The following is a 5,138-nucleotide window of genomic DNA, read 5'->3' as shown; positions in this document are numbered from 1 at the left end:
CGCTTTTTGTCTCAATCGATTGGGTGAAACGACCGGAGGATTTGCCCACTGTAGCTAGACACGAAATGCGGATGTGGCCGTTAAGGGCCGACAAGCGCTGGAGCCCTGTAAAAAGAACACCGTCTTTGTGTTCATTTTATAGGGTGAAGCGATCGAGGCCCTGGCCACTGTAGCTAGACACGAAATGCGGATGTGGCCGTTCACCCTACACAGGCACTAAAAGCTTAAAACCAAATAAACAATAACGCGCAAAAGCCATCCCCTTTCGGGCATGGCTTTTCCTTCATCTCACATGATCTTCAGTACGATGTTTTCTAGGGCGTTGATTCAATTTGATTTCAATTAGTTTTCCCGCTCCCCATAATACAACTATGGCAGCGAGAATCAGCACCATCTCCAAAGGACGATGAATCAGGGCAAAGACATCATGTCCAATAAAAGACACGATCGATATCATCACCATTTTCCCTAGTAAAACGGCGAGTACAAAGCTCCTAATGCTCATATTTGAAAGACCTGCGACGACATTGATTAAAGCTGATGGCGTAAATGGAAAACAAAGTAGAAGAAATACCATCCCAAATCCATGCCGCTCGATCCAGCGAAGTGTTTTTTCGATTTTAGCATGTTTTGTAATCACTCGCATGAAGCGCTGTCTAGCAAGCTTTCTGACCACTATAAAAACGATCAAAGCGCCAAGAGATGCACCAAGCCATGAAAGCAAAGAGCCATACCAGAATCCATAAGCAGCTGCGTTTCCTGCTACAAAAAGAAAAAGGGGTAAGATGGGAATCACAGCCTCAAGCATTGGTAGCAAAATTCCAGGCAAAGGACCAAGTGCACGGTACTGACCTAGCCACTCTCTGATTGTTTCTTCATTCAAAAAGTCTTTAATCATTTCCCATTCCATATGGGAATCAACCTCGTTTCCTGATGCATACGTCACTGCGAAAGCACATAATGCTTATTTCCTATATTAAATCACAAAAAATTATGATAAGAAAGTCTCGGCTAATTTAACAACGCTGCGTACACTTCTTCATCAAGAGCTTCCGCTTTCTTTTGGTTATATGTTTTTTCATATTGTGGTTCTGCCGTTATTTTCGCACCCCAGAACATGCTTTCTACGACTTGGGTAACTTCCACATTAATCTTAGCAAGCTTCAGTGACACTCCTTGCATCGCTTCCTCTAGGATAGAAGCTTTTCCGTGAATGGAATATACCGTTTCCAATCCGATTATTGTAAAGACAACATTAGAATGCTGTTTGACATTTTGAATTGTTCTTGAGTTAGAAGTCACAGAAAAGCGAATATTATTTTTATCTAAGCTTTTCACCCATGATATCGCTGATACATTGGGTGTGTGGCTTTCATGATCAATCGTTGCAAGCATTACAAGCTTTTCTCCTTCTAAAAAGGCTACAAGATCTTCTGTTAGCTCTGTCATAATCCCCTTCTTAGCCAAAATGCCTCATCCTTTCAATTTCTTTAATCTATTGCTTTCCTAAAAGATTACCACGAATCCCTCTTAATGGAAACGCTTCACTATTTCAAACCGAATTTATTGTATAAGGAAGACTATAGAACCTTATTGATGATTAATATAAGCTAACATATAAAAAAAAGCCGTACTCACGTGAGCACGGCTAACAGGGGGAAAATCACTTTCAAACTACTTAGGGGGTTTGATAAAGAATATTCCCGAATGTCAAAAAACCAAACTACAAATTTAAAAATAAATTATTTTTTTTCATTCATTTTAAGTAAACCACTTATATCAAGGTTAATCGACTGGAATTCCGGTAAATTTGATAGCGTCATAGAAACTGGGAGACCTGATGTGAAATGCTCATGATCAAGATCAACCTGCATACTGTTCGGCTCCCCGATAGGTCTTGTTTGATAAATAAGAATAGAACTCTTCTTATCATCTTTTAATTCCAAAAGAATAGGCTTGCGGGCTTCAATAAGCTGCCGCTCTTCTTCTGATGCAACATCAAATCGCTCTTCATAAGTCTTTCGGCTTTCAATATCAAATTGATTAAAAAATTGCGAACTTATTTCTTCTTGAGTATCAAATGAAATCACAAGTTGCTGACCATCATCTTTTAAATGAACAGTATAAGAGATTCCGCTGTACTCTCCAATGGTTACCTTTTCTCCCTTTTCCATCGCTTCCAGGTCAGATTGTGCGATTGTTTTACTGATGGATCCGTCTTTATTAAAAATCACTTCATTTAATCGATATGAGAACCGTTTCTGTATTGCCTGAAAAGGTTCTAAAGGAAGATAACTTCCATCCTTGTCTTCCCTTACATCATACTCAATGGAATACGGGTTTTCTCCGCTTGTATTGGTGATTACAAACTTAATTTGCGGATCGTACTTACCTTTAATATAGAGCTTATTCATGTTAAGACCTGCTTCAAAATGAGAAAATGTAAGCTCTCCATCTTTAATTTTTACGCTTTTGTTCAAATCTGTTTCAGCATATACATTTCCAGCATAATCACTTTCTATAGACAGCTCCTGATTTTCCAAGTTCACCTTCTCATCATTTCCTTGTACATACGCATCTTGAATAAGAACAGAATCTGCCGATGAAAAACGATTCAACTCATTTATAGTCCCACCGGCCTCATGATTAAGCATTAAAATATCAGCCTGGTAGATACGGTGATTCACAACATGCGGCTTGCCATTTTGCTCGATAGCAATGTTCTGCTGGCTAACTAAATATGATTCGTTTGATTCTTCTATTCCTGTAAAGCTAACTGACCCGATATGTAATCTTGGTAAATTATATGGTTGATCACTTTCCTTCAACGAAAACGAATAAGTAAGATAAACGGCTCCATAATTTAGAACCATTGCATCATGAATAATTAAATCTCTCTCCGCTGAAAGAAGGGGGATACGGCGCTCATCACCACCCAACGCTCCTAACTCTCTTGCTAGTCGAGTCTGCGGAACACTGTTTTCCATTGCTTCTTCCCAACTACTAGTAGATTCGTATACTTCAAAAAGAGACTCATCCACTTTAAAATTAGGCTCCCCATTCTTAATCTGATTGAAAATAACAAGGAACAGGACAAAAGATAAGAAAATTCCAATAATTTTATATAAATTTAATTTCCTCACATAGCTCCCTCACTTCTGATCGTCATACCTCTATTCTATCAGTTTTGAACTTATGATTTAAACAACAGTCCTATCTCAGCAGCCTTTTTAAAGAATAAACCAAAAAAACTTCCTCTAAGGAAGTTTTTGGTTTTTTTCTCATGGAGCAATTTCAACTGGAATTCGAAACAAGAAACTCTCTTCTTTATTATTCATCACAATAGGTACTTTAACTTCAATTTGATATGCACCTGGATCTAGAGGTTCTGTAGCAAGTGAATCCCCTTCGATAATTTCATCATTAGACACCTTCTTTTCGACTGAAGGTACTAAAGAGGTATATGGAATAACAACTTCGTCTGTATTTTGTTCAGTAATTTGGTAATCCAATAGCCCGTCTTTTACTACCTCAACCTGAGTATTCTCGTCCCCTTCATACTTTATCTTGGCAGTAAGGGTAATTGTGCGATCTTCTGCTAGCTTACTATTCACAAGAGCGCCAATGGGCATTTTCGGCTGCGTCTCTGACCTTGATACAACATCTCTTTGATTTTCACTAAGCAAGTATTCACTAGTATTCATTTTACGATCACTAAACAGTATATTGACAGCGCCTACAATAATAAAAACAATAAAAAACAATATAATTAGCTTAGAACTATCTAACTTCCATTTCTTCATAACGACATCCTTCCACGCTTATCTCAATGCACCTAGTATATCATTTCCTTATCCGAATATAACAAAAAAACTTTAATGAATAAGAAGTTTTGATACACTAAAATGAGGATCCAGAGAAAGGATGTCATCACATGGATTTAATTATAGATGTACTTTATGGAACTGGAATTGTTTTCTTACTGATTGCTGGTTTGTATTTAGTGGATCAATTCCGCAAATAATGATTTATGCATTAGGTCCTGCTTTGTACACAACCGATGGCGAAGGATCAACAACGGATGCATCATATTCCTGTTGAACCGCCCCCTGTGGCATTTGTTTAATGATGCGAACGAGTTCTTCTTCATCCGGATTGTATCCTTTTCGTGATAAGTACTCCATTATTTCTCTCGTACTCACTGGTTCTTCAACATTTTTTAAAAAGCTTAAAATTTCATTCTGCATGATTTGTCTCCTTTCACTACGTCAACGTCTCACATTTTTATTACCCTATTATAAGAAATTATAATCGTTTTCACACCCTACTCTTTCCAAGCGTAATGAAATTCGCTAAACTTAAGATAGTTTCAGCGTTACTCAAAATGAAAGACTCTATATAGAGGAAGGAGTAAGACATTGCGTTCATTATTACTAGTTATTTCAATGATGTTCGTTATCTTGGCGGGGTGCGGTAATAATTCATCTCAAACCTCTAACGAATCGAACGGAGGAGAACAAATGCAGGAAAAAATCGCTTTTGAAACAGTCGAAATGCAGAATGCTCCTAAAGATGTTCAGACAACCGTTCAACAAAAATGGTTAGAAAAATCCACTTTTACGATTCCATCAAATGACGATCTCTATATTATTATTACTCGCGGTGAGATGCCAACAGGTGGTTATTCAGTTTCAATCGACAGTATCATTAAAGAAGGCAACGAGATTGTTGTCTCGTATTTCTATACTGATCCGAAAAAGGATGATATGGTTACACAAGCCATTACAAAGCCAATTGTGATCTCAAAAATCGATATGACGAATACTCGTGTTAACTTTAAAGAAATTCAAAAAAAGCGTTCCTAAATAAGGATTCGCTTTTTTGTTACACACAAAATTGTAACGCTTACAACATTCATTATGAGCCATTAACGGGGGGAATACGCTTTTATTTATCCAGCTCCATTCCCCCATGCCCTCGATCACTTCATCTCTCATGCTGAACACAAATAGCGTGTTCATTTGAGAGACTCCAGTGCTTGTCGGCCATTAACGGGGGAATTACGCTTTTATTTATCCAGCTCCATTCCCCCATGCCCTCGATCACTTCATCTCTCATGCTGAACACAAATAGCGTGT

6 protein-coding genes are annotated in these 5,138 nt (G+C 37.9%); 1 reads left to right on the top strand and 5 read right to left on the bottom strand.

Features of this window, described 5'->3' with window-relative positions; all coding sequences use genetic code 11:
- Positions 1 to 283 precede the first annotated feature (283 nt).
- The 5 genes from Q4550_RS23025 to Q4550_RS23005 form a co-directional block, all read right to left on the bottom strand.
- Entirely contained in the window at positions 284 to 910 is a 627-nt protein-coding gene (locus Q4550_RS23025) for a TVP38/TMEM64 family protein (protein WP_194221126.1), read from the bottom strand.
- Positions 911 to 1,011: 101 nt separating this feature from the next.
- Positions 1,012 to 1,467, bottom strand: a complete 456-nt coding sequence (locus Q4550_RS23020) for a pyridoxamine 5'-phosphate oxidase family protein (protein WP_303536470.1) — start codon at positions 1,465 to 1,467, stop codon at positions 1,012 to 1,014.
- Between the two features lie 275 nt (positions 1,468 to 1,742).
- Complete coding sequence (locus Q4550_RS23015; RefSeq protein ID WP_303536468.1) at positions 1,743 to 3,143, bottom strand: hypothetical protein; 1,401 nt, start codon at positions 3,141 to 3,143, stop codon at positions 1,743 to 1,745.
- Positions 3,144 to 3,281: 138 nt separating this feature from the next.
- A complete protein-coding gene (locus Q4550_RS23010; RefSeq protein ID WP_303536465.1) occupies positions 3,282 to 3,803 on the bottom strand; it encodes a hypothetical protein in 522 nt (173 codons plus the stop codon).
- 225 nt (positions 3,804 to 4,028) lie between these two features.
- The gene (locus Q4550_RS23005) at positions 4,029 to 4,247 is read right to left on the bottom strand and encodes a hypothetical protein (protein ID WP_303536463.1); all 219 of its coding nucleotides are present in this window, start codon (positions 4,245 to 4,247) and stop codon (positions 4,029 to 4,031) included.
- Between the two features lie 171 nt (positions 4,248 to 4,418).
- On the opposite strand from Q4550_RS23005, the gene Q4550_RS23000 reads away from it, so the two are divergent.
- Positions 4,419 to 4,865, top strand: a complete 447-nt coding sequence (locus Q4550_RS23000) for a protease complex subunit PrcB family protein (RefSeq protein ID WP_303536461.1) — start codon at positions 4,419 to 4,421, stop codon at positions 4,863 to 4,865.
- Positions 4,866 to 5,138: the final 273 nt, after the last annotated feature.

Origin of the sequence: Anaerobacillus sp. 1_MG-2023 (assembly GCF_030547345.1) — a bacterium.
In the GTDB taxonomy this organism is placed as follows: domain Bacteria; phylum Bacillota; class Bacilli; order Bacillales; family Guptibacillaceae; genus Guptibacillus; species Guptibacillus hwajinpoensis_B.
Note: the sequence above shows the minus strand (reverse complement) of the source record. Positions and strands in the feature narration are given on the sequence as shown.